This is a genomic window from Streptomyces aidingensis, assembly GCF_900112355.1.
GTDB classification, from domain to species: domain Bacteria; phylum Actinomycetota; class Actinomycetes; order Streptomycetales; family Streptomycetaceae; genus Streptomyces; species Streptomyces aidingensis.
On sequence record NZ_FOLM01000011.1, the window covers coordinates 73,293 to 97,540 of the forward strand.

Annotated in this window: 20 protein-coding genes; 8 read left to right on the forward strand and 12 right to left on the reverse strand. The window is 73.2% G+C overall.

Going from position 1 to position 24,248, the window contains the following annotated elements; translation table 11 throughout:
- Positions 1–118: 118 nt before the first annotated feature.
- From BM242_RS19470 to BM242_RS19490, 5 genes are all read right to left on the reverse strand, one after another.
- Complete coding sequence (locus tag BM242_RS19470; protein WP_093840275.1) at positions 119–841, reverse strand: ABC transporter permease subunit; 723 nt, start codon at positions 839–841, stop codon at positions 119–121.
- Between the two features lie 122 nt (positions 842–963).
- On the reverse strand, positions 964–1,881 hold the full coding sequence (locus BM242_RS19475; RefSeq protein ID WP_093840156.1) for an ABC transporter ATP-binding protein: 918 nt from the start codon (positions 1,879–1,881) through the stop codon (positions 964–966).
- Positions 1,882–1,883: 2 nt separating this feature from the next.
- Positions 1,884–2,741, reverse strand: coding sequence for an ABC transporter permease subunit (locus BM242_RS19480; RefSeq protein ID WP_245834298.1), 858 nt, complete (start codon positions 2,739–2,741; stop codon positions 1,884–1,886).
- A gap of 88 nt (positions 2,742–2,829) precedes the next feature.
- Positions 2,830–3,810: an ABC transporter ATP-binding protein gene (locus BM242_RS19485; RefSeq protein WP_093840158.1), complete on the reverse strand. Its 981-nt coding sequence runs from the start codon at positions 3,808–3,810 to the stop codon at positions 2,830–2,832.
- A gap of 159 nt (positions 3,811–3,969) precedes the next feature.
- Positions 3,970–4,923, reverse strand: coding sequence for an LLM class flavin-dependent oxidoreductase (locus BM242_RS19490; protein ID WP_093840159.1), 954 nt, complete (start codon positions 4,921–4,923; stop codon positions 3,970–3,972).
- 122 nt (positions 4,924–5,045) lie between these two features.
- Between BM242_RS19490 and BM242_RS19495 the strand changes: the two genes are divergently transcribed.
- Positions 5,046–5,990, forward strand: a complete 945-nt coding sequence (locus BM242_RS19495) for an HAD hydrolase family protein (RefSeq protein ID WP_093840160.1) — start codon at positions 5,046–5,048, stop codon at positions 5,988–5,990.
- Positions 5,991–6,047: 57 nt separating this feature from the next.
- On the opposite strand, the gene BM242_RS19500 is transcribed toward BM242_RS19495, so the two are convergent.
- The 3 genes from BM242_RS19500 to BM242_RS19510 form a co-directional block, all read right to left on the reverse strand.
- On the reverse strand, positions 6,048–6,926 hold the full coding sequence (locus BM242_RS19500) for a hypothetical protein (RefSeq protein WP_093840161.1): 879 nt from the start codon (positions 6,924–6,926) through the stop codon (positions 6,048–6,050).
- 234 nt (positions 6,927–7,160) lie between these two features.
- Positions 7,161–8,123, reverse strand: coding sequence for a metallophosphoesterase (locus tag BM242_RS19505; RefSeq protein WP_093840162.1), 963 nt, complete (start codon positions 8,121–8,123; stop codon positions 7,161–7,163).
- A 194-nt stretch (positions 8,124–8,317) separates the two neighbouring features.
- The gene (locus BM242_RS19510) at positions 8,318–9,475 is read right to left on the reverse strand and encodes a LacI family DNA-binding transcriptional regulator (protein ID WP_093840163.1); all 1,158 of its coding nucleotides are present in this window, start codon (positions 9,473–9,475) and stop codon (positions 8,318–8,320) included.
- Between the two features lie 377 nt (positions 9,476–9,852).
- Between BM242_RS19510 and hisC the strand changes: the two genes are divergently transcribed.
- The 6 genes from hisC to BM242_RS19540 all read left to right on the forward strand — a co-directional run bounded on the left by hisC (position 9,853) and on the right by BM242_RS19540 (position 20,295).
- On the forward strand, positions 9,853–10,917 hold the full coding sequence (gene hisC / locus BM242_RS19515; RefSeq protein WP_093840276.1) for a histidinol-phosphate transaminase: 1,065 nt from the start codon (positions 9,853–9,855) through the stop codon (positions 10,915–10,917).
- Positions 10,918–11,359: 442 nt separating this feature from the next.
- A complete protein-coding gene (locus tag BM242_RS19520) occupies positions 11,360–12,868 on the forward strand; it encodes a cytochrome ubiquinol oxidase subunit I (protein ID WP_093840277.1) in 1,509 nt (502 codons plus the stop codon).
- Between the two features lie 36 nt (positions 12,869–12,904).
- The gene (gene cydB / locus BM242_RS19525; RefSeq protein ID WP_093840164.1) at positions 12,905–14,017 is read left to right on the forward strand and encodes a cytochrome d ubiquinol oxidase subunit II; all 1,113 of its coding nucleotides are present in this window, start codon (positions 12,905–12,907) and stop codon (positions 14,015–14,017) included.
- Positions 14,018–14,089: 72 nt separating this feature from the next.
- On the forward strand, positions 14,090–17,686 hold the full coding sequence (gene cydD, locus BM242_RS19530; RefSeq protein ID WP_093840278.1) for a thiol reductant ABC exporter subunit CydD: 3,597 nt from the start codon (positions 14,090–14,092) through the stop codon (positions 17,684–17,686).
- 138 nt (positions 17,687–17,824) lie between these two features.
- Positions 17,825–19,486 carry a sensor histidine kinase gene (locus tag BM242_RS19535; RefSeq protein WP_093840165.1) on the forward strand — a complete coding sequence of 554 codons (1,662 nt, stop codon included), beginning with the start codon at positions 17,825–17,827 and terminating at the stop codon, positions 19,484–19,486.
- A 50-nt stretch (positions 19,487–19,536) separates the two neighbouring features.
- Positions 19,537–20,295: an SDR family NAD(P)-dependent oxidoreductase gene (locus tag BM242_RS19540; protein WP_093840166.1), complete on the forward strand. Its 759-nt coding sequence runs from the start codon at positions 19,537–19,539 to the stop codon at positions 20,293–20,295.
- 21 nt (positions 20,296–20,316) lie between these two features.
- On the opposite strand, the gene BM242_RS19545 is transcribed toward BM242_RS19540, so the two are convergent.
- Complete coding sequence (locus BM242_RS19545; protein ID WP_093840167.1) at positions 20,317–20,613, reverse strand: MTH1187 family thiamine-binding protein; 297 nt, start codon at positions 20,611–20,613, stop codon at positions 20,317–20,319.
- A 158-nt stretch (positions 20,614–20,771) separates the two neighbouring features.
- Between BM242_RS19545 and BM242_RS19550 the strand changes: the two genes are divergently transcribed.
- Entirely contained in the window at positions 20,772–21,359 is a 588-nt protein-coding gene (locus BM242_RS19550; protein WP_245834284.1) for an O-methyltransferase, read from the forward strand.
- A gap of 17 nt (positions 21,360–21,376) precedes the next feature.
- Here BM242_RS19550 and BM242_RS29550 read toward each other — a convergent pair whose 3' ends face one another.
- The 3 genes from BM242_RS29550 to BM242_RS19565 all read right to left on the reverse strand — a co-directional run bounded on the left by BM242_RS29550 (position 21,377) and on the right by BM242_RS19565 (position 24,241).
- A complete protein-coding gene (locus BM242_RS29550; protein ID WP_175541495.1) occupies positions 21,377–22,354 on the reverse strand; it encodes an LppU/SCO3897 family protein in 978 nt (325 codons plus the stop codon).
- Positions 22,355–22,466: 112 nt separating this feature from the next.
- Complete coding sequence (locus tag BM242_RS30895) at positions 22,467–23,597, reverse strand: pentapeptide repeat-containing protein (RefSeq protein ID WP_093840169.1); 1,131 nt, start codon at positions 23,595–23,597, stop codon at positions 22,467–22,469.
- 200 nt (positions 23,598–23,797) lie between these two features.
- Positions 23,798–24,241 (reverse strand): hypothetical protein, encoded by a 444-nt coding sequence (locus BM242_RS19565; RefSeq protein WP_139238376.1) that lies wholly within the window; start codon positions 24,239–24,241, stop codon positions 23,798–23,800.
- Positions 24,242–24,248 lie beyond the last annotated feature (7 nt).

A 24,248-nucleotide genomic window follows, 5' to 3' on the forward strand; every position in this document is an offset into this window, starting at 1 on the left:
TCTCGATTGTCCGGGCCACACCCGGTTACCCGCGGGTAGGAACTGCGGTGCTGACAAAATGTCAGCAACCCGCCCGCGGCGTCAAGGGTGCGGTCCGCCGTCGAGCGGTCCGGTCAGACTACGCCTCCCCCGCCAGGGTCAGGGCGCGCAGCCGCCGCCCCGCGTACCAGGTGGCGCCCACCGTGGCCACGGTCAGCAGAATGATCCCGGCGGCCAGGCCGACCTCCGACTCGATGCCCGCCCCCGGCGCGGCGATCCGTTCCGCGATGGACAGCCCCCACTGCTGGATGGAGAGCGCCCGGGCGCCCGGCACCAGGGAACCGAACAGGGCCTCCCACACCAGCGCGTAGACCAGGCCCAGCACCACCGCGTTCCGGGAGACCGTGCCCATCAGCAGAAAGACCGCGCTGTAGGCGATGGACGCCACCGCCGCCGCCGCGGCATAGGCCACCGCGATGCGCTGGCTGTTGCCCCCCAGGATCACCCCGGCGACCAGCGTGGGCAGGGCGGTGAACAGCATGGTGACGCCGACCGCCACCAGCAGTTTGGTGGTGATGATCACATGCCGCTTGACCGGCTTGGACAGCAGATAGACCACCGAGCCGTCGTCGATCTCCGGGCCGATGGCACCGGTGCCGGCGACCACCCCGATCAGCGGCACCATGGCGGCCAGCGCGAAGCCGCCCAGGATCTCGGCGGCGGCCCGGTCGTCCGCCCCGGTCTGGGTGCGGATCAGCACGGAGATCAGCAGCAGCAGCGCGGGCAGCGCCATCAGGATCAGGGCCCGGCGCCGGCCGAGCAGCGCGCGCAGGGTGAGACGCCCCACGGTGGGGTGGTACACGGCCGGCCCGCGCGGCGCCCGCGCCGGGGCGGGCGGCACCGGCGCCGGCGCCGGGGAGGTGGAGGTGGAGGACATGCGGTCTGGCTCCTTGGAAGGCAGAGGCAGGCGGAGTGCGGACGGCGTCAGGCGCTGACCAGGTAGGAGAAGACGCTCTCCAGCGACTCGTCCGAGGGCGAGACGGCCAGCAGCCGGATGGAGTGCTGCCTGGCCAGCCGCGGCAGCTGCTCGGCGAAGCGGTGGAAGTCGACCGCCTGGACGCGCAGCGCGCCCTCGCTCCGGTCGATCTCGATGCCGCTGGTCGAGGCGTCCGCGATCAGCGCGGCGGCCAGCGCCCGGTCGTCGCTGGAGCGGATCAGGTACTGGTGCGGACGGTCGGTCATCAGCCGCCGGATCTTGCGGAAGTCGCCGGAGGCGGCATGCCGGCCGGCCACGATCACCTCGATGTGCGAGGCGAGCTGCTCGACCTCCTCCAGGATGTGCGAGGAGAACAGCACCGTCCGGCCCTGGGCGCCCATCTTCCGCAGCAGATCCATCAGATGCATGCGCTGGCGCGGGTCCATGCCGTTGAACGGCTCGTCCAGCAGCAGCACGGACGGGTGGTGCACCAGCGCGGAGGCCATCTTGACGCGCTGCCGCATGCCCTTGCTGTAGGTGGCGATGCGGCGGTCGGCCGCCGCGGTCATCTCCACGGTCTCCAGGGCGGCGCGGGCCGCCGCGCCCGGCTCGGCCAGGCCGTGCAGTTCGGCGTTGGCCAGCACAAACTCACTGCCGGTCAGGTAGTCGTACATGCCCTCGCGCTCGGGGACGAGCCCGATCTCGCGGTAGGCCGCCTCGTTCTGCCAGATGACCCCGCCGTTCAGGGTGACCTCGCCCGAGGACGGGGCCAGGAAGCCGCTCATCATATGGATCAGGGTGGATTTCCCGGCACCGTTGGGACCGAGCAGCCCCGTGATGCCGGGCCCGATGTCCAGGCTGACGTCGTTGACGGCCACCACATTGCCGAACCAGCGGGAAGCGCTCTTGATCTGGATCAGGGACACGGTCAGATTCCCGCCTTCCGGTAGCGGCGCAGCAGCAGGGCGCAGCACAGCGCGGTGAGGCCCACGATGACCAGGGGATAGGCGGCGGCGATCGCGCCGTCCGGGGCAAGGTTGCCGGGGAAGTCCGTCTCGTCGGTGAACAGCAGGCCCTGGAGGCCGTCGATCAGGGTGCCCGGCGAGAACAGGCCCAGCGCCATCGCCAGATCGTCGTTGCCCTGGTCGTAGGCGACGAACTGCACCGCGGTGGCCGCGAAGTAGGGGACGGTGAGCACGGCGATCACGGCGGCCACGCCGAAGCCGCGGCGCGGGGTGAAGGAGGCCACCAGCAGGGCGATGGCGGCGTGCAGCGCGGCGAAGACGACGGTCATCGCCAGCCCTTCGGCCAGGCCCCGGGTCTGCTCACCGAAGGGCATCTTGGCCAGCAGCGCGCCGATGTAGAGGATCAGCACCGGAGCCCCGGTGAAGATGATCAGCGCGGTGGTCAGCGCCGTCAGCTTGGCCGCCACATAGTCCAGCCGCTCGATGGGGCGGGAGAAGTACAGCGGCACGGTGCGGAAGCGCAGGTCCAGGGAGACCATGTGCGGCGCGGCCAGGGCCAGGAAGAGACCGATCACCGGCTGCATCCAGACCGCGTAGCGGGCGTAGTCGATGGGGAGTTCGTCGATCCCGACGGTCACCGACACGGCCACCATCACCAGCGCGGGGGTGGCCACGATGGCGAAGAAGAGAAACGGCAGCACCTTGGAGCGGGCGGAGCGGCCCAGGCCGTAGGCGCCGCGCAGCGAGTGCTCGAACAGGGAGCGGCGGGCATAGGAGCGGCCGAGCCGTTCCCCGCCGTAGGCGCGGTAGCCGATGTCCATGATCCGGGCGTCGGGCGCCTGGGCCCGCTCCGGAGCCCCGCCCGGTGCCCGGTCCGCGCGGGCCGCTCCCGCCTTGCCGGTCCCGAGGTCAGACTGCATGGCCGGTGCTCCCTTCTGCCGGGGCGGACCCGGATCCGACGGCGGCCGGCTCGCGGTCCTGGAAGACCTCGGCGATGCGGTGCCGGTGCTGTTCCATCCGCACCAGCCCGAGGCCGAGCTCGGCGACGGTGTCGCGGATCGTGTCGTACGCCGCCTGGTCCTCGCCCGGGTCGACATGCACATTGCGGCCCTCGCCGGGCTCCACGGCCAGCCCGGCCGCGGCCAGCGCGGTGCGCAGCGCGCCCGCCCCGTCCGGGTGCGCGTCGGTGTCGGTGACCTCGATCAGCAGCGTGCTGGTGGTCTGGGTGAAGCCGGCGATGGACTCGCTGCGCAGCAGCCGGCCGCCGTCGATCACCACGATGTGGTCGCCGGTGCGTTCCAGTTCGCCCAGCAGATGCGAGGTGACCAGCACGGAGATGCCGAAGTCCGTCCACACCCGGCGGATCAGGCCGAGCATCTCGTCCCGCCCGGCCGGATCGAGGCCGTTGGTCGGCTCGTCCAGCAGCACCAGCTTGGGGTCGTGCACCAGCGCCTGGGCCAGCTTGACCCGCTGCTTCATGCCGGTCGAGTAGCCGCCGATGGGGCGGTAGCGCTCCTCGTAGAGACCGACGTGGCGCAGCGTGTCGGCGGTCCGTTCGCGGGCCGCGGTGCGCGGCAGGCCGGACATGCGTGCCATATGGACGACAAACTCGGTGGCCGAGATGTCGGGCGGCAGGCAGTCGTGCTCGGGCATGTAGCCCACCTGCTCGCGGATGGCCGCGCCGTCCAGCGCGCTGTTCCTGCCCAGCACACTGGCGCGGCCCTCGGTGGCCGGGGCCAGCCCGAGCAGGATCTTGATCAGGGTTGATTTTCCGGCCCCGTTGGCGCCCACCAGGCCGGTGACGCCCGGGCCGATGTCCACGGTCAGCCCGTCCAGGGCGGTCACCGAGGGGTACCGCTTGGTGAGGCCGTCGGTAGCGATCACTGTCACGCCCAAGACGCTATCGCCCTGTGGTGCGGGACACGTCAGACCGGAGTCCCGGAAGCTGTCCTTCCCAGGGATGAGCCGCCCGTAAGGGCTGTCGGCCGGAAGACGGCCCGGCACCCGGGAGGATCCCTGGGGGACGCGCCCGGGGACGCCCGGGGACGCTCAGGAGATGAGCTGGGGCAGACCGTCGCTCACAATGCGTTCGAAAACCTTCTGGTCGCCGGCGAAGAGCGAATCCGGCACCGGCCAGTGCACCACCAGCTCGGTGAACCCGGCCGCCAGCGCGCCGCCGGCCAGCTCGACAAAGGCGTCCACCGATTCCAGCGGGCGGTGCGGGGTGAAGCCGGTGAGCAGGATCTTGCCCAGGGCGGCGGGCTCCCGGCCGGCCTCCTCGCAGATCGCGGAGAGCTGGTCCACCTGACGGGCCAGGGCGCGCAGCGCGGCCCGCGGACCGGCGTCGGCGGCGGCCGGATCGCCGGTGGTGACCCAGGCCTGGCCGTGGCGGGCGGCCAGCCGCATGCCGCGCGGGCCGGTGGCGGCCACGGCGAACGGCAGCCGGGGCCGCTGCACGCAGCCGGGTACGTTGCGCACCTCGTGCGCGGAGTAGTAGTCACCGGTGTAGGAGACCCCGCCGGGGCCGCCCTCGCTCAGCAGCCGGTCCAGCAGCCGGACGAACTCGGCGAAGCGGTCGGCGCGTTCGCGCGGGGTCCAGGTGTCCTGGCCGAGCGCGGTGGCGTCGAAGCCGGTGCCGCCGGAGCCGATGCCCACGGTGACCCGGCCCTCGGAGACGTCGTCCAGGGTGATGAGTTCCTTGGCCAGGGTGACCGGGTGGCGGAAGTTGGGGGAGGTGACCAGGGTGCCCAGGCGCAGCCGGGTGGTGGCGGTGGCGGCGGCGGTCAGGGTGGGGATGGCGCCGTACCAGGGACCGTTGCGGAAGCTGCGCCAGGAGAGGTGGTCATAGGTGTAGGCGGTGTGGAACCCGAGTTCCTCGGCCCGCCGCCAGTGCCGGCGCCCTTCCGTCGGCCATCGGTGGACCGGCAGGATGACGGTCGACAGCCGCAGCGGTTCGGCGGCGGGCGACGAGGGCTCCGGCGGCGTGGGCAACACGGCAGACATACCACCGCAGCCTAGGCCCTTCGGGTATGCTGGCGGGTCACGTCTTCCCAACGAACCATTCGCCTCACCCGGCTCATTCGGGCGGAAGTGCGCCCATGTGTGCTGGCATATGCGCCAAGATTATGGCTGTGACTCCCACATATCCCGGCATCCTCGCCGACGCCCGCCCCGACTCCCTTCCCGACAGCGGCTCCCCCGACGCACTGCCCGTCGGCTCCCCGCCCGACCGCCCGCTGCCGCGTCCGCGTCCCCGGCTGATCGCCACCGACCTTGACGGAACGTTGCTGCGGCACGACAAGACCGTATCCGGGCGCACCATCAGCGCCTTACTCGCCGCCGCCCGGGCCGGCATCCACTGCCTGATGGTGACCGGCAGGCCGGCCCGCTGGATGACGGTGGTCGGCGAGCTGATCCGCCGCCTGCCCGGCAGCCCGGTCGCCATCTGTGCCAACGGCGCCACCGTGGTCGATCTGCGGCACGGCCGGCAGCGGCTGATGGACGTCCACCCGCTGGACCGCGCCGACGCCCTGGCCATGGTGCACGCGCTGCGCACGGCCGCTCCCGGCGTGTCCTTCGCCGTGGAGAGCACCCACGGCATCCACTACGACCCCGACTATCCGCCGTTCTTCCCGGGCGACCCGACCGCCACCACCGGGCCCGTCGACCCCCTGCTGGCCTCGGCACCGGCGCCCGGCCACGGACCGGTCGTCAAACTCCTGGCCCACCACCGGGAACTGGACCCAGACGACTTCCTGGCGCTGGCCCGCCGCACCGCCGGCGGACACGGCCAGATCACCCGCTCCAGCCCCAGCGCGCTGCTGGAGGTGAGCCGCAGCGGGGTCAGCAAGGCCACCACCCTGGCCCGCCACTGCGCCCGCATCGGCATCCGCCGCGAGGAGGTCATCGCCTTCGGCGACATGCCGAACGACCTGGAGATGCTGGCCTGGGCCGGCACCTCCTACGCCATGGCCAACGCCCACCCGGAGGTACTGGCCGCCACCGAACTGCACACCGCCAGCAACCAGGACGACGGCGTGGCCGCGGTTGTGGAGACCCTGCTGGACTGAGCTCCGCCCGCCCGTCCCCGCGCCGCGCCGCTGGGCGCGGGGACCCACGCCCGCGACTCAGCGGTCGGCGCGGTCGGCGCGGTCGGCGCGGTTCTCATCGGATTCGGCGGGGCTGGAGAAGCGGGGGCTGCTGTAGTGCGGATGGGTGTAGCCCGCGCCCTCGCCATGCGGCCCGTCCGACGGCGGCTCCCGGCCCTCGGCCGGGCTGGTGAAGCTGGGACTGGTGAAACTCAGCCGCGGGGTGCGGCTCTCCCGGGGCGGCACGTCCGGCCGGCCCGCGCCGCGGCCGGCGGCGGCCACCGCATCGCGCAGAAACGGATTGATGCCGCGCTCCAGCAGCGCCCGCCGCCACTCGGCGCGGGCCTGGTCGAGCTCGGCCGCGGCCCGCGCGACGGCGTCCGCCGCCCGGCCGGCCGCCGGATCGGCGGTGGCGCCGTTGCGCAGCGCGGTGCCGAACACCACCACCGCGGCGGCCAGTACGCCCGCGCCCGTCATCGCCGCGAACACCCAGCCCGTGGTGCGCATGCCGGCGGCCACCGGCGGTTCCGGATCGGCCAGCCGCAGGGCGTGCCCGAAAACCAGGAAGACCAGTGCCGCGACCCCGGACAGCACCGGGATCAGCACCGCCACCATGGCCGCGAGCCCCGCCCGGGACCCGCCGTCCGCCGGCCCGGCGGACCGGCCGGCCGCCGCCGGGTTCCGTTCCGTCAGCCGCCCGAACTGCTCGCGCTGGCGCACCAGGCGCCGGTACTCCGCCTCGGCGGCCGGGGCGATCAGCCCGATCGCGTCCACCGCCATGGCCCGCAGCCGTTCCGGGTCGAAGGAGTCGCCGGCCGGGGAGAATTGCGGATTGCTCCGGGCTCTGCGCAGCGCCTCGTCGAGGATCCGCTCGAACTCCGGCTGATCCTCAGGCAGCAGATATGTCGCGCTGTCCATGTGCACGTCCCCATTGCTCCGCAGTGCCGAACGTGCCGATCGGACCGTGGAGGGGACCCCGGCCGGTCGGGCGCGGCGGGCTGGTGGGCAGGAATCGATCGTAGAGCGCTCCCGGCACCCTGTGCAGAGGCGTGCCGGAATATCTCCATACCCCGTGACGGCATCCGATCACCGCGGGGAAGGGAATTACCGGAACGGCGCGGCCCGGAACACCTCCGGAACACCACGGAGTGCTCAGTCTGCCACGGCCGCCGCCGGGCCCTCGGCAGCCGCCTCCAGCGGCAGCCTGACGACCAGCAGCCGACCCGCCATGGTCACCCCGCCGTCCATGGCCACGGCCAGGTCATCCGCATAAACATAGGGGCCGGTGACGTTCGGGGTGCCGTCGGCACCGGGCGCGCCATTGCCCTCCGCCTCGGCTCCCTCGCCGGTCAGATAGGGAATGGGACTGTGCCCGTGCACCACCCGGTCGCCGCCGAACACCTCCAGCAGCTCCCGCGCGGCCATCACCCCGCCCTCGTCCCGGAAGGCGAAACGCTTGGTGAACTTGCGGAACAGATCCCAGGTTTCATCCGGATCATGACGCTGCAATGCCTCTTTGATGCTGTCATTGACATCGTCAACGGTGTCGCCGTAGTCCAGATAGGCGGTGGTGTCGGAGTGCACCAGCAGATGCCCGTCGGTGACCGCCATGGCGTCCAGCCGGGACATCCACTGGAGATGGTGCTCCTCCAGGCGTTCCATATCGCTGGGCCGGCCGCCATTGAGCATCCAGGCGGCATGGAAGGTCGCCGTGCCGGCACCGGAGTCCACCGGGGTGTCGCCGAACCGCTGGGCACCGAGCAGCAGCAGTTCGTGATTGCCCAGCAGGGCCTTGCAGTAGCCCCCGCAGGCGGCGGCCTCGGCGGACAGATTCATCACCAGGTCGATCACGCCGATGCCGTCCGGACCGCGGTCGGCGAAATCGCCGAGGAACCACAGCCGGGTATTTCCGCCCGTCCAGTGATCCTCTTCGTCGGTCAGGCCCGCGGCGCGCAGCGCGGTGCGCAGCTCCTCCAGATAGCCGTGCACATCGCCGACGACATAGAGCGGGCCGGGACCGTCGTGCTCCGTCCGGTCCGGTTCGGGTTCCGGTTCCTCCCCGTCCGGTGCGCCTGGCGTGCGCAGGTCGAATCCGTCACCAGCCCCCTGAGTCATCGACCCCTCCACCAGTACGCGCCGCCTCACCCCGGAGCCGGTCCGGTCTCCACCGCCCCGGGCCCAGCGCCCATCATAGGAATCGGATGCCCGGGAGTGCGGCACCCGGGACGGCCCTGTGCCGTCCGGGCGGTGCCCCGGTGCCGGCGTCCGGCCCGAGCCTGGCCATTGTGCCGGAAACCACCCTCCGGAAACTACTGGTCGGCGGCCTGCGGCCGGCGCGGCGGATTGACTGTGACGCTGCGTGAACGCCGCTGGGACGAGGCCCGGACAATCAGCTCGGTGGGCATCACCCGGCCGCCCTCGGCCGCGGTGGTGGCGGCGGTGGCGGAGAGCAGCGCGGACCTGGACTCGGGGCTGCCCTCGATGGCGTCGATCAGCAACTGGATCACGGTGGTGCCGATCCGGCCGGGCTTCAGGGACAGGGTGGTGACCGGCGGCTCGGTGGTGGCGTAGACGGTGGACTCGCTGCAGCAGATCACCAGCAGGTCGTCCGGCACCCGCAGGCCGTAGCGGCGGGCGGCGGCGAGCAGATCGGTGCCGTTGGGGTCGTAGAGACCGTAGACCGCGTCGGGGCGGTCGGGGCGGGCCAGCAGGCGGTCTGCGGCGACCGCGCCGGCGCACGGGTCGTGGGCCGGGTAGGCCTCGTAGACCGGGTCCTGGCCGACCCGGGCGCACCAGGCGAGATAGGCGGCGGTGGACAGCCGGGTGTAGGTGTCGGTGCCGGTGCCGGTCAGCAGGCCGATGCGGCGGGCGCCGGAGGCGGCGAAGTGGTCCAGCAGATGGGTGACGGCGGCCTCGTGGTCGTTGTCCACCCAGGCGGTGACCGGGAGATTGCCGGCCGGGCGGCCGTCCGAGACCACCGGGATGCCCTGCCGGACCAGCTCGCTGACCACCGGGTCCTGGTCGGAGGGGTCGACCACCACGGTGCCGTCCAGCGCCACGTTGGACCAGACGTCGTGCTGGGAGGTGGCGGGCAGGATGACCAGGGCATATCCGCGGGCCAGGGCGGCGGAGGTGGCGGCGCGGGCCATTTCGGCGAAGTAGGCGAACTCGGTGAAGGTAAACGGTTCCTCACCATAGGTCGTCACGGTGAGGCCGATCAGACCTGACTTGCCGGTGCGCAGCGCGCGGGCGGCGGCGGACGGACGGTATCCCAGCCGGTCCGCGACCGAGCGGACATGGCGGCGGGTGGTGTCGGGCAGCCGGCCTTTCCCGTTGAGGGCGTCGGAGACCGTGGTGATCGAGACACCGGCGGCGGCGGCCACGTCCCGGATACCGGCCCGGCCCCCCGGTCTGCGGCCGCTCTGTTCCCTGGCCGCCCTGCGCACCTGATGCTTCGCTGCTGTCATGGCGACCTGATCGTAGGTCCGGGCCGGCCTGACCCGGGGGGCTTCGGCCGAGCCAGCCGAAGAATCCTTTCTGCATCGCTGTGGAGATCGCCTGCCGTCAATGCCAAGGCCATCTCCCGCCCAGAGGAAGGAAGTTGCTGTCGCGCCCCTGGTCAGACCGTGCCCGAGACCCGATTTCAACATCCGCGCACTCACCCTTTCGGGTGACGCGCGCCAGGGGTTTCGCCACCCGCGCTCACACCGGCACGTGCGCCTCGGTCAGGGGATACGCCCGGCGGGGGGTTCCCCATAGAGTGTGCGGGATGAGCGAACAGGCAACCCCGCACTCCGCGACCGAGGCCCCGGAGCAGCCATCCTCCCAGGACCGCAACCCGGTCATGCCGAGGCTGCGCCGGGCGCTGGACGGCATTCCCGGTTACCGGCCGGGCCGTCCGGCGGCGCCGGGCACCGTCACATACAAGCTCTCATCGAATGAGAACCCCTACCCGCCGCTGCCCGGGGTTCTGGGCGAGGCGGTCCGGGCGGCCGAGTCCTTCAACCGCTATCCGGACATGTTCTGCACCGGGCTGACCGCGGCGCTGGCCGGGCGGTTCGGCGTGCCGCAGAGCCATATCGCCACCGGTGTCGGCTCGGTGGGCGTGGCCCAGCAGCTGCTCCAGGCCACCGCCGGGCCCGGCGACGAGGTGATCTACGCCTGGCGGTCCTTCGAGGCGTATCCGATTCTCACCCAGATCTCCGGCGCGGCCTCGGTGCGGGTGCCGCTCACCGCGGGCGAGGAACACGACCTGGCGGCGATGGCCGCGGCGGTCACCGGGCGCACCCGGCTGATCTTCGTCTGCAATCCCAACAACCCGACCGGCAATCTGCTGCGCCGGGCGGAGCTGGAGCGCTTCCTGGACCGGGTGCCGCCCGAGGTGCTGGTGGTGCTGGACGAGGCGTACCGGGAGTTCGTCCGCGACCCGCAGGCCGCGGACGGCCTGGAGCTGTACCGGGACCGGCCCAATGTGTGCGTGCTGCGCACCTTCTCCAAGGCCTATGGGCTGGCCGGGCTGCGGGTCGGCTTCGCCGTGGCGCACGAGCCGGTGGCCGAGGCGCTGCGCAAGACCGCGCTGCCGTTCGGCGTGACACAGCCGGCCCAGGAGGCGGCAATCGCCTCGCTGGGCGCCGAGGCGGAGCTGCTGCGCCGGGTGGACGCGCTGGTCGCCGAGCGCGACCGGGTGCTGGCGGGGCTGCGCGGACAGGGCTGGACGGTGCCCGAGCCCCAGGGCAACTTCGTCTGGCTGCGGCTGCACGAGGCGACCATGGACTTCGCCGCGGCCTGCGACGAGGCCGGGGTGGTGGTCCGGCCGTTCCCCGGCGAGGGCTGCCGGGTGACCGTGGGTGAGCCCGAGGCCAACGATCTGTTTCTGGCCGCGGCGGCGGCCTTCCGCAAGGCCGGCTGAGCGGGGTCCCTGACCGGTCCGGACCGGTCAGGGGCCGGCCTGCGGCGCGGCAGCAGGGCCGGGTGGCCCCCTGGTGAGGGCTGCTCGGCCCTGCGCGGGCACACCCGCCCGACCGTACGGTCCCGCACATGCCCTCCCGACCTGCGTCTTCCCCGTGCCTTCCCTGCGTCTTCCCGGTGTCTTCTTCTCCTTCCGCGGTTGCCGGCGGGCGCCCGTCGGCAGGCGCCGCAGGCTCCGTACCGGACCCCGCCGCGGCCCGGCGCAACCGAGGGGCTATCCTACTTGTGAATGTGAATACGTTCACAAACTCGGAAGATTTGTCCTCCGGCGCCCCATGCGCCCCGACAATTGCCGGTAACCGCCCCAGTGGCCGCCACCCCGGTCGTCAACGGGCGCGCCGCCTGCCGCGGCGCACGCTGTGAAGGAGACCGCAGTGCAACTGATCGACCTCGCACTGGCCGACGAGACTCTCGCGCGATGGCAGTTCGGCATCACCACCGTCTACCACTTCCTCTTCGTCCCGCTGACGATCTCGCTGGCCGCGCTGGTCGCCGGTCTGCAGACGGCCTGGGTGCGCACCCGCAAGGAAACGTATCTGCGGGCCACCAAGTTCTGGGGAAAGCTCTTTCTGATCAACATCGCCATGGGCGTGGTCACCGGCATCCTCCAGGAGTTCCAGTTCGGCATGAACTGGTCCGACTACTCCCGGTTCGTCGGTGATGTCTTCGGCGCGCCGCTGGCCTTCGAGGCGCTGATCGCCTTCTTCTTCGAGTCCACCTTCATCGGGCTGTGGATCTTCGGCTGGGACAAGCTGCCGCCCAGAATCCATCTGGCCACCATCTGGATGGTCTCGATCGGCACGGTGCTCTCCGCGTACTTCATCCTGGCCGCCAACTCCTGGATGCAGCACCCGGTCGGCTACACCATCAACGAGGAGAGCGGGCGGGCCGAGCTCACCGACTTCCTCCACGTCCTCACCCAGAACACCGCGGTCGCCCAGTTCGCCCACACCATCACCGCGGCCTTCCTCACCGGCGGCGCCTTCATGGTCGGCATCGCCGCCTGGCATCTCGCCCGCCGCCGGCACATCCCGGTGATGCGCGTCTCGCTGCGGCTCGGCCTGGTCACCATGGTGGTGGCCGGCCTGCTCACCGCGGTCAGCGGCGACCGGCTGGCCAAGATCATGTACGACCAGCAGCCGATGAAGATGGCCGCCGCCGAGGCCCTGTGGGAGACCGAGGGACCGGCCCCGTTCTCCCTCTTCGCCATCGGAGATGTGGACGAGGGCCACAACGATGTCGCCATCGAGGTCCCCGGCCTGCTCTCCTTCCTCGCCCATGACAACTTCAGCGAGGAAGTGCCGGGCATCAACGACACCAACGAGGCGCTCCAGGAACAGTTCGGCCCCGGCGACTACCGGCCCAACATCCCCCTCGCCTACTGGTCCTTCCGCTGGATGATCGGCTTCGGCATGACCTCCGCGGCACTCGGCGCGGCCGGGCTGTGGCTCACCCGCCGCAGGCTGTGGCTGGCCGAGGAGCTGCGCACCGCCCCCGACGAGCGGCCCCGCCTGGTGCTCACCCGCGACCGCGAACTGGGCGAGAGGCTGTCCGGGTGGTGGTGGAAGCTGGCCGTGCTCACCATGCTGTTCCCGCTGATCGCCAACGCCTGGGGCTGGATCTTCACCGAGACGGGCCGCCAGCCCTGGGCGGTCTACGGGGTGCTGCCCACCTCGGCCGGGGTCTCCCCCGGGGTCTCGCAGGGCGAGGTGATCCTCTCCATGAGCGTCTACACCCTGCTCTACGCCGCGCTGGCGGTGATCGAGGTCCGCCTGCTGGTCAAGTACGCCAAGGCCGGACCGCCCGAGCTCACCGACGCCGACCGCAATCCGCCCACCCGGATCGGCGGGGACCTGCGGGACCCCGACCGCCCGATGGCCTTCTCGTACTGAGACCGGACCGGAACGAGAAACGAGGGACCTCACGCGATGGAACTGCACACAGTCTGGTTCGTCCTCATCGCCGTTCTGTGGACCGGCTACTTCTTCCTGGAGGGCTTCGACTTCGGCGTCGGCATCCTCACCCGGGGCCTGGCCCGGGACCGGCGCGAGAAGCGGGTGCTGATCAACACCATCGGCCCGGTGTGGGACGGCAACGAGGTCTGGCTGCTCACCGCCGGCGGCGCCACCTTCGCCGCCTTCCCCGAGTGGTACGCCACGCTGTTCTCCGGCTTCTACCTCCCGCTGCTGCTCATCCTGGTCTGCCTGATCGTGCGCGGCGTGGCCTTCGAGTACCGGGCCAAGCGGCCGGAGGAGAGATGGCAGCGCAACTGGGAGCACGCGATCTTCTGGACCTCGCTGCTGCCCGCCTTCCTGTGGGGCCTGGTCTTCGCCAATGTGGTGCGCGGGGTGCCGATCGGCGCGGACAAGGAGTTCAGCGGCAGTCTCCCCGACCTGCTCGGCCCGCACGCGCTGCTCGGCGGCGCGGTCACCCTGACGCTGTTCACCTTCCACGGCGCGGTGTTCGTCGCGCTCAAGACGGTGGGGGAGATCCGCGAGCGGGCGCGGCGGCTGGCCACCGTGCTGGGCCTGGTGACGGCCGCTCCGGCGGTGGTCTTCCTGCTCTGGACGCAGTCGATGACGGGCGACGGCCGGAGCCTGGCCGCGCTGGCGGTGGCGGCGGTGGCGCTGCTCGCCGCGGTGCGGGCGGCCGGACTGGGCCGGGAGGGCTGGGCGTTCGCGCTCTCCGGGATCACCATCGTGGCCGCGGTGGCCATGCTGTTCCTGGCCCTCTTCCCGGATGTCATGCCGTCCTCGCTGAACGAGGAGTGGAGCCTGACCGTGGAGAACGCCGCGGCCACCGACTACACGCTGGGCATCATGACCTGGGTGGCCGCCGTCGCCACCCCGGTGGTGCTGCTCTACCAGGGCTGGACCTACTGGGTCTTCCGCCGGCGGATCGGCGTGCAGCACATCGCCGGGGAGCCGGCGGCCCCGCCGCCCGCGCCGCCCGCCCGGGCAGAGACCGGCGCACCGGCGCCGGCAGAGCCGCCGGAGCCGCCGGAGTCCAGCACCCCGCCGGCGCCCGCCCCCGCCCCCTGAGTGACAACGGGCGGCAACCGTGCGCAGTCACTCCCTCACCGATTGTCAGACCTCCCTGATGGAATGGCCACCATGAAGCCGGTCGATCCGCGTCTGCTGCGCCACGCCCGCGCCACCCGGGGTTTTCTCGCCGCCTCGGTGGCGCTGGGCCTGGCGGGCGCGCTGCTGGTGATCGCCCAGGCCGTGCTGATCGCCGATCTGGTGACCGGCGCCTTCCAGCGCGGCCTGGCCGCCGGCGAGCTGGGCGGGCCGCTGGCCTGGCTGGCGGCCACCGCCGCCGGCCGGGCCGTGGTGGCCTGGCTGACCGAACTGGCCGCGCAACGGGCGAGCGCCGCCGTCAAGTCCGAACTGCGGCTGCGGCTGCTGGACCATGCCGCCGCCCGCCTCGGCCCGTCCTGGCTGGGCCGGCAGCGCACCGGCGAGCTGGCCGCCCTGGCCACCCGGGGCATCGACGCCCTGGACGGCTACTTCGCCCGCTATCTGCCGCAGCTCGGGCTGGCGGCGGTGGTTCCGGTCGCCGTGCTGGCGCAGATCCTCACCGAGGACTGGCTCTCGGCCGCCACCATCGCCCTGACGCTGCCGCTGATCCCGCTGTTCATGGTGCTGATCGGCTGGGCCACCCAGGCCCATACGGACCGGCAGTGGCGCCAGTTGTCCCGGCTCTCCGGGCATTTCCTGGACGTGGTCACGGGGCTGACCACGCTCAAGGTCTTCGGCCGGGCCAAGGCCCAGGCCGACAAGATCGGCACCATCACCGGTGAATACCGGCGCGCCACGCTGCGCACCCTGCGCATCGCCTTTCTGTCGTCCTTCGCGCTGGAGCTGCTGGCCACCATCTCGGTGGCGCTGGTCGCCGTCTCCATCGGCATGCGGCTGGTGCACGGCGAGCTGGATCTGCATACCGGGCTGGTGGTGCTGATCCTGGCGCCGGAGGCCTATCTGCCGCTGCGACAGGTCGGCGCCCAGTACCATGCCGCGGCCGAGGGGCTCTCCGCGGCGGACGAGGTCTTCGCCGTACTGGAAAGCGATCCGGGCCCGGCCGGGAGGCTTCCGGCGCCGGACGCCCGGCACGCGCCGCTGGTCCTTCAGGATGTCTCCGTGCGCCACCCCGGCCGGGAGACCGATTCACTGCCGGCCCTTTCCCTGACCGTCTCGCCCGGCGAGACGATCGCGGTCACCGGGCCGTCCGGCGCGGGCAAGACGACCCTGCTCTCCGTGCTGCTCGGCTTCACCCGCCCCACCACCGGCCGGGTGCTGATCGGCGGCCGGGAGCTGTCCGCCCTGGACCTGGCCAGCTGGCACCGCCAGATCGCCTGGGTACCGCAGCATCCGCAGCTGTTCGCCGGCACGATCGCCGCCAATGTCCGGCTGGCCCGGCCACAGGCCGATGACGCCGCCGTCGCCCGTGCCCTGCGGGACGCGGCGGCGGCCGGTCTGGATCCGGAGCGGATGCTCGGCGAGGGCGGGGCCGGCCTCTCGGCCGGCCAGCGCCGCCGGGTCGCCCTGGCCCGGGCCTTTCTGGCCGACCGCCCGGTGGTGCTGCTGGACGAGCCCACCGCCGCGCTGGACGGCGAGACCGAGGCGGAGGTCGCCGGGGCGCTGCGCCGGCTGGCCGCCGGCCGGACGGTCCTGCTGGTCACCCACCGCCCCGCGCTGCTCCCGCTCACCAGCCGCACTGTCCGCCTCGACCCGGCCGGCGCTCCGGCGGCGCACGCCGCCGGCACCGGTCTCCAGCGGCCGGCCGGTCCGCCGGAGCGGAACGGCCCGATCGCGGAGCCCGGGGAATGGATGCTCGGCCGGAGCGACCCGGACGACCCGGACGACCCGGACGGCGCGGACGGCGCGGACGGCGCGGACGGCTCCGCGCAAGGCGCCGCCGGCGGCGGCTCCCCGGCGGCAGGCGCCCGCGGGCCGTTCGGGTTCGTACGGGCCGCCGGGCGCCCGCGGGGCGGCCGGCTGGCCGCCGCCACCGGGCTCGGCGCCCTCGCCCTGGGCTCCGCCGTCGGCCTGATGGCCACCTCCGGCTGGCTGATCTCCCGCGCCGCGGAGCAGCCGCCCCTCCTCCATCTGATGGTCGCGGTGACGGCGACCCGCGCCTTCGGCATCGGCCGGGCCGTGTTCCGCTACTGCGAGCGGCTGCTCGGCCATGACGCGGTGCTGCGCATTCTCGCCGCGCTGCGGGTCGGCGCCTTCCGGCGGCTGGAGAAGCTGGCGCCCGCCGGGCTCGGCCGTACCCGCCGGGGCGATCTGCTGGCCCGGCTGGTCGGCGACATCGACGCTCTCCAGGACTACTTCCTGCGCTGGCTGCTGCCGGCCGCCGCCGCGGCCGTGGTCTCGCTCGCCGCGGTGGTGTTCACCGGCCTGCTGCTGCCCGCAGCCGGGGCGGTGCTGGCGGCCGGGCTGCTCACCGCCGGGGTGGCGGTGCCCGCGCTGACGGCCGCCCTGGCCCGCCGCACCGAGCGGCGGCTGGCACCGGCCCGCGGCGTGCTCACCACCCGCACGGTCGATCTGCTCACCGGAACGGGCGAGCTGACCGTCGCCGGTGCGCTGCCCGCCCGGATGGCCGCGGTCCGCGCGGCGGACGAGGAGCTGACCGGGCTCGCCGGCCGCTCCGCCGCCGTCACCGCGCTGGCGGGCGGGCTGACCGCGCTGGCCACCGGCCTGACCGTGGCCGGAGCGGGCTGGGCGGGCGTGCAGGCGGTGGCCGACGGGCGCCTTTCCGGGGTCTGGCTGGCCACGGTGATCCTGGTGCCGCTCGCCGCCTTCGAGGCGGTGACCGGGCTGCCGTCGGCCGTGCAGTACCGGCAGCGGGCCCGCCGGGCCGCCCAGCGGGTGCGGCAGGTGCTGGACGCTCCCGAGCCGGTGCGTGAGCCGACCGTGCCGGCGCCGGCGCCGGACTCCCCCTTCCCGCTCGTCGTCCGGGGCCTGACCGCACGCCATCCGGGGCAGTCGGCGCCCGCCCTGCGGGGCGTGGATCTGGAGCTGATACCGGGCCGCCGGATCGCGGTGGTGGGCCCGTCCGGCTCGGGCAAGACCACTCTCGCCCACTGCCTGCTGCGCTTCCTGGACGCCGAGTCCGGGGTCTACACCCTCGGCGGTGTCCCGGCCGGCGCCCTGGCGGGGGAGGCCGTGCGCCGCGGCGTGGGGCTGTGCGCACAGGACGCCCACCTGTTCGACTCCACCCTCCGGGAGAATCTGCGGCTGGCCCGTCCGGAGGCGGACGAGGCCGGGCTGCGGGCGGCGCTCGCCCGGGCCCGGCTGCTGGAGTGGGTGGACTCCCTGCCCGAAGGGCTGGACACCCCGGTGGGGGAGCACGGCGCCCGGCTCTCCGGCGGGCAGCGGCAGCGGCTGGCCCTGGCCCGCGCGCTGCTGGCCGACTTCCCGGTGCTGGTGCTGGACGAGCCGGCCGAGCATCTGGACCCGCCGACCGCACACGCGCTCACCGCCGATCTGCTGGCCGCGACCGAGGGCCGCACCACCGTGCTGATCACCCACCGGCTGGCCGGGCTGGAGGCGGTGGACGAGGTGCTGGTGCTCCAGGAGGGCCGCGTGGTGCAGCGCGGCGGCTATCCGGAGCTGGCCGCCGCCGAGGGCCCCTTCCGCCGGCTGCTGCACAGGCACACCGTCCCGCCCGCCCCCGACCCCGGCCTCGCCCCGGCCGCCCGCTGACCCGCCCCGGCCGCGCCGGGCGGCTGCCGCCCAGGGCCATGGCCATGCCCCTGGTTCGCCCGGACAGCCCGGACAGCCCGGGGAAGGGGGCCAAAGCCTGACTTTCGTTGCCAATCGGGACTCATTAGGCTCGCTGGCATGGCACAGGTGCTCCCCGCGGACGGGGGTCCCCCGCCGCGGCCGTCGCTCTCCGAACGGTTGCCCAGGCTGCTGGAGGCGATGGTCGCCATCGGTGGCGACGTCGAGATGCAGACGCTGCTGGACCGCGTGCTCACCGCGGCCGGCGAGCTGACCGGTGCCCGCTACGCCGCCGTCGGGGTGCTGGACGAGGAGGGCGGCCTGGGCCGGTTCGTCACCCGGGGCATCGAGCCCGAGCTGCGCAAACGGATCGAGGAGATCCCCGGCACCGACCGGCTGGTCCGCCGGATGGTGGAGCGTCCCCGTCCGCTGCTGCTGGACGACCTCACCCAGGATCCCCGGTTCACCGGCTTTCCCACCGCCGGCCCGGCCATACGCTCCCTGCTGGGCAGCCCCATCCGGGTGCACGGCGTCGGCTTCGGCGCCCTGTATCTGGCCCAGCCGCACCCGGCCGCGTTCACCCCCGAGGACCTTCAGCTCACCCAGATCCTGGCCACCGAGGCGGGCATCGCCATCGGCAACGCCCGGCTCTACGAGGCGGTGCGCCAGCGCGCCCGCTGGATGGACGGCAGCGCCGAGCTGTCCACCTCGCTGCTCTCCGACGACAGCGACAACGCCCTGGCCGTGGTCGCCGAGCAGGCCATGCGGCTGGCCGACGCCGACGCCGCCTTCGTCATGACCCCGGCCGAGGACGGCGGCCTGGAGATCGTCGCCGCCTGCGCCGGTGACCCCAGCGGCCTGATCGGCACGGTGGTGCCCGCCGGTTCGGAGACGGTGCGCCAGTTGCTGGCCGGGGAGCCGGTCTTCATCGAGGACTCCGCCGCCGACTCCGATCTGCCGCGTGCCGTGGCCCACCGCTACGGCCCCAGCATGCTGCTGCCGCTGGCCAGCGACGGCAAGGTGATCGGCGCGCTCGCGGTGCCCCGCGGCCCGGGCGGTGAACAGTTCACCTTCGCCGAGCGGGCCATGGCCACCCAGTTCGCCCAGCAGGCCGCGCTGGCCCTGGTGCTCTCCGCGGCGCAGCGCGACCGCGAGCAGCTCGCCGTCTACGAGGACCGCGACCGGATCGCCCGCGATCTGCACGATCTCGTCATCCAGCGGCTGTTCGCCACCGGCATGCTGCTGGAGACCGCCCAGCGCGCCGCCGGCTCCCCCGATGTCAGCAGCCGCATCGGCAAGGCGGTCAATGAACTCGACGCCACCATCCAGGAGATCCGCACCGCCATCTTCGCCCTCCAGCAGGGCCCGGAGGAGGCCCCGGCGGGCCTGCGCACCCGGGTGCTGCGGGAGACCGGCACGGCGGCCCGCACCCTGGGCTTCCAGCCCTCGGTGGCGTTCCAGGGCCCGGTGGACGCCCGGGTCGGGGAAGGGGTGGCCAAGAATCTGATCGCCGCGCTGCGCGAGGGCCTGTCCAATGCCGCCCGGCACGCCCACGCCGGCCGGGTCGAGGTCACGGTGGACGCCTCCGGCACCCTGCCGGACGGCCGGGACTCCGTCCGGCTCACCGTCGCCGACGACGGCATCGGCCTGCCGGAGCACGGCGGCCGGCGCAGCGGCCTGCGCAATCTGGCGCAGCGCGCCCGGAGCCTGGGCGGCGGGGTGTCCTTCGGGCCCGGCCCCGGCGGCAGCGGCACCACGCTGAGCTGGGAGGTCCCGCTATGACGGGGAATTATCCGGTGACAGATCCGCTCGGCACGCCCTACGGTCGCGTCATGGCTGAACGCACAGTGGTGATCAGTGGCGGCGGAACGGGCATCGGGCTGGCCGCGGCGCGCTCCTTCGCCCGCACCGGGGACCGCACGGTTCTGGTGGGACGCCGGGCCGAGGTGCTGCGGCGGGCGGCGGCCGGCATCGACGGCGCGGTGGCCTGCCCGGCGGACCTCACCGAGCCCTCCGGGGCCCGGGCGGTGGCGGACTTCGTGGCCCGCGAGTTCGGCACGGTGGATGTGCTGATCAACAACGCGGGCGGCAACGGCCTGCTGGAGCCGCCGCCCGAGGAGCAGGTGCGGGCCGATCCGCTGGCCCGGACCGCCCACGACTGGACGGTCAACTTCCGGCTCAACACGCTCACCGCGGTGCTGCTCACCGAGGCGCTGCACGAGCGGCTGGCCTCCCCCGGCGGCCGGGTGCTGTTCCTCAGCTCCATCGCGGCCTACCGCGGCTCCGGCTCCGGCTCCTACGGGGCGAGCAAGGCGGCGCTGCACCCCTATGCGCACGATCTGGCGCGGCGGCTCGGCCCGCGCGGGATCACGGTCAATGTGGTGGCACCGGGCCTGATCGACGACACGGAGTTCTTCGCCGGCCGGATGACCGAGGAGCGGCGGCGGGCACGGGTGGCCGAGACGCTGAACGGCCGGGCCGGCACACCGGGCGATGTGGCCGAGACCCTGCACTGGCTGTCGTCCCCGGCCGCCGACCACATCACCTCCCAGGTCCTCCAGGTCAACGGCGGTGCAGAACGCGGCCACTGACCCCGGGCCGCCGCGGCCGGCTCAGCCCGCCAGGTGACGCTCCACCGACTCCACCTTGGCGGTCAGCCCGTCGGTGACGCCCTCGCGGAGGTCCGCCTTGAGGACCAGGCTCACCCGGGCCGCGCCGCGGGCCCGGACCGCCTCCACCGCGCGCCGGACCACGTCCATCACCTCGTCCCACTCGCCTTCCAGGCTGGTGAACATGGCGTCGGTCCGGTGCGGCAGACCGCTCTCCCGGACCACCCGCACCGCCTCGGCGACCTCCGCGCCGACATCCTCGCCCGTACCGATCGGGGTCACCGAAAAAGCCACGATCATCGCTGCGTCTCCCTGTCCCCCGGCCCTGTCCCTCGGCCGGCTCCTGCTCCGACGGCGCACCGCCGCCGCACCTCCCATGATCGCCCGGCGCTCCCGGCCCGGCCACTGTCCGAAAATCGGTGCCCGCGGAGCACGGGATACGGCTAACGTCGTCCCTCGTGCATACCGACACCCATCAAGACCCGGCCATGCTGCGGGTGATCGCGGCCGAGGCCGAACGGCTCGGTTTCCCCTTCTCCAGCGACCGGCCCACCGGTTCGCTGCTGGCCACCCTGGCCGCGGCCAAGCCCGGCGGCCGGATGCTGGAGCTCGGCACCGGCCTGGGCGCGGGCGCCTCCTGGCTGCTGGCTGGCATGGACCAGGACGCCCGGCTGACCACCGTGGAGGCCGACGCGGCGCACCGGGAGATCGCCGTGCGCCATCTGGGGGACGACCCCCGCGCCGAGTTCGTGCACGCGGACGCCGCCGCCTGGCTGGACGGCTACCGGGGCCCGGGCTTCTCGCTGATCTTCGCGGACTGCCCGGTCGGCAAGTTCGAGCGGCTGGACGAGGTGCTGGCGCTGCTGGAGCCCGGGGGCCTCTATGTCGGCGACGACCTGGACGTCCCCGCCGACGAGCCCGGACGGCAGGCCATGGTGGACGGCTTCCTGGCCCGGATGCGTTCCCTGCCCGGCCTGCGGATCACTCTGCTGGACTGGTCCACCGGCCTGCTGGTCGCCGCCCGTACCACCCGCGCCACCGCCTGAGCCCCGGGCGGCCGGCCTCAGCTTCCGTACACCATGGTGCACAGCAGGGTGTCGCCGTCGTCGACCACCCAGTACCAGTAGTACGTCTGATCTCCCTGCACCCGGGCGCAGTCGGTGCTGTCCGGGCTGGCCGGCGCGGAGTACACGCCCGTGATGTGCAGGATCTGGTTGTACGGCGACGGCACCGTGGCGGAGTCGCAGTCGATCAGGCTCATCAGATTGCCGTCCACTATCTTGGCGTTCGAGCCGCTGCCCTCCTGCTTCGCCATGAAGCAGTAGCCCTCCTGGAACTGCCGGGTCATGCAGATCACGGTGCGGCTGTAGTCGGTGTGGGTGTACTCCCAGTACCACTGGCCGGCCCCGGTCGGGCAGTCCAGAGCGCTGTCCGAGACGGCCGACACCCACATCACCGCGTCGCTGCTGGAGCAGTTCACCTCGTACGGCTGGTTGGCGCTCCACTCCCCTCCGGTGTCCCACACCTGGAGGCAGTCGCCCTGCTGCACATCCCGGAAGGCGTCGCCGACCGGATCCGGCGCGGGCTCGACGCCGCCGCTGTCGCCGCCGCCGGAACCGCCGGACGCGTCCGAGCCCGAACCGCCCGCGTCGCCGCCGCCGGAGCCGCCGATGTCCCCCGCGCCGCCGGAGTCCTCCAGGCCCTCCAGATCCTCCAGGTCGTCCAGCCCGTCGAGGCCGTCCAGCCCGTCCGCGCCGCCGAGATCGCCGCCGTCCTCCAGCCCGTCCAGGGTCAGATCGTCCCCGGACAGCCCCGGCACGTCGCCGGCCAGTTCCTCGAAGGACTTGCTGGGCATGTCGGCGACCAGCGAGACGACCAGCAGCACCGCGAACACCCCGGCCAGCAGGGCCGTCCAGACCACATGCGTCTTCCCGCCACCGCCCGGCGGCCCCATTCCCGGCCCCGGCTGCATCGGTCCGCCCGGTCCGCCCGGTCCCACCGGTCCCGGCGGCTGCGCCTGCCAGCCCTGCTCCCCGTACATCCATCCCCCTGGCTCAAGCGATTCTTCCGCCCATGGTTGCCATGCCCACGATACAAGGGGACACCGTCAGCCACCCCACCCACCGCGCCCCGCCCGCCCGTTGCGCCACGGCTCACTCCAAGGCCGCCACCGCCCGGCCGTCCACCAGCGGCGTCATCATGCCGCGGAGCCGCCCGCACTCCGCCACCCGCGCCATGACCCGTTCGTCACCGGCCAGTTCGTCGGGCAGCCGGGTGGACGGCAGCAGCACCGCCGCGGCCAGTTGCTCGGCCCGCAGCCCGACCGCCTGGGAGAGATCCGCACCATCCAGATCGGCATTGCGCAGATCGGCACCCTCCAGATGCGCGCCGTTCAGCCGGGCGCCCGCCAGCAGGGCCCGTTCCAGAAACGCCCCGGCCAGCACGGCCCGGTCCAGCCGGGCACCGACCAGATGCGCCCGCTCCAGCCGCGCCCCCACCAGATGCGCACCCTCCAGCCGGGCGTCCACCAGAAAGGCCCCGTCCAGCGCGGCACCCACCAGAAACGCGCGGCCCAGCCGGGCGCCGACCATATTGGCCCGCTCCAGCCGGGCGCTGTCCAGCAGCGCGCCGTCCAGCCGGGCGTCCACCAGAAAGGCCCCGCGCAGATCGGTCCGGGCCAGATCGATGCTGAACCGCTCCTCGCGGCCCGGCCGCCGGCCGATGACGGTCAGCGCCGCCTGCACATGCTCATGCGCCATGTCCACGGCCTCCTCCGGGCCGGGCGCCGGTGCCTCGTGCCGCACATGCGCGGCCAGCACCTGCACCACCGCGGCATGGTCCTCCTCGGACTCCCGCATGATGCGCTCCAGGGCATAGATCCCGCCCAGCCGTTCGGTCCGGTTGGCGGAGCCCAGCAGCTTGATGGCCTCCACATAGCGCAGCGTCACCAGAGCGTCCCAGCTCCGCGCCGCGCCGCGCTCGGCCACCGTCATGACGCCGGCGGGCGGCACGGCACCGGCCGGCAGGTCCTCGGTCCGGACCAGGACATCCCGCAGCCGGTCCGCCAGGCTCGCCGAACGGTCCATCAGTTCCCGCGCCCGGTCCGAGACATCACGGATCCGGTCCATCAGATCCATCACCCGCTCGGAGCTGCGCCGGTTGTCGTCCTGCAGCTTCCGCACCCGCTCCAGAATGTCCCGGCTGTACCGGAAGCTGCGGCGGGCGTGATAGAGCGCGATCAGGGCGGCGAGTCCCGCCCCGAGAACGATCAGCATCGTACGCATGATCTCGGTTGTACCCGGCGGCAGTTGCCCGCGCCCCCGCTGACCAGTAAAGAATCGCCCCACTCGCCAGCCTGCCCCCACGCACCCCTGCCCCCACGCGGAGGAGCCCGACCGCGCCGGCGCCGCCCTGCGTCCCGGCGGCCGAAGGCCACCGCGTGCCGCGGTACGCACCCTCACGCCTCCGCGTCCGGCGGGCCGCCTCACCTGCCGTCGCAGAACTCCCGGGCGTCGGCGAGGGCCTGACCGGCCTCGCCGTCGAGGTCGCCCGCATTGGCGATGCCGGCCTGGGCGGTCCGCATGGCCTCGGCGAGCGGTTCGTACTCGGCGTCACCGACGGCCGCGGCCTCGGCGAGCCCGACGACCAGGCCGAAGCGATAGGAGGCGATCCGGCCGGCGTCGTCCTCGTCGAAGAAGCGCTCCTCGTCAAAACGGGCCAGCACCTCGCAGGCGTCACGCGCGTCGGCCTCGGCGCCCCCGCCCGCGTCCAGGGGGCCGCCGCCGGAGTCGCCGAGTGCCCACGCGACGCCGACTCCGGCGGCGCCCAGCACCAGCCCGCCCGCGGCGGCGGCGATCAACGGACCGGCACCGCGCCGGGACGGCTGCCGGTCCGGCATGGACGAAGGCCGCATCGGATCCACAGTCATGGCTCCC